This is a genomic window from Pseudomonas sp. AC463 (assembly GCF_979253585.1).
Genome location: NZ_CEEDDZ010000089.1, coordinates 1 through 508, shown reverse-complemented (window position 1 = coordinate 508; position 508 = coordinate 1). Strand labels below are relative to the sequence as shown.

Annotated in this window: 2 protein-coding genes; both read left to right on the top strand. The window is 66.7% G+C overall.

Features of this window, described 5'->3' with window-relative positions; translation table 11 throughout:
• Positions 1–238, top strand: a 238-nt coding sequence (locus AC0IYH_RS29215; protein ID WP_471837505.1) for a hypothetical protein, incomplete at its 5' end; no start/stop codon positions are given.
• A partial coding sequence (locus AC0IYH_RS29210) for a hypothetical protein (protein ID WP_471837504.1) occupies positions 235–508 on the top strand: 274 nt, incomplete at its 3' end. The genes AC0IYH_RS29215 and AC0IYH_RS29210, both read left to right, overlap by 4 nt.

Below are 508 nucleotides of genomic sequence, written 5' to 3'. Positions count from 1 at the left end.
GTCTTGGGTTAGCTGGTCGCCATTGGGAAAAGGGGCGCCGATTACGGTGAAGGTGCGTGACGACGCGACGCAGTGGCAGATTCATCTGAACCGCTCGGGCTGGCCCCAGCGTGCCGGCCTGCACTTCATCATCGCCGCGTTCGACGACGTGCTGAGCACCCTCTGGGAGATGCGGACAGAGGACCTCGTCGGCGACGACTTCGAGGACGGCGCCGGGTACAGGAACGCGGCGGCATGACGGGCGCGCTCGTCGCCAAGGCGCAGCCCAGCGGAGGTGGCGCGACGCGGCCGATACCATCGACGGACTGGGTGCCCGACGTCGTCGATCGCGCGCTTGCTACCGGTAGGATCGAGCGGAAGTTGAACGGTCGTCGCGACGACATGTGGGTGTTCATCGACGACGCCGAGCTGCAACTCATGCGAGGCGTACTTGCGCTGACCGACATGCTGCATCGGCCCGAGGACAGCGGGCCGCTGGAAGCGAGGGGCGAGACGGTGCTGGGCAACA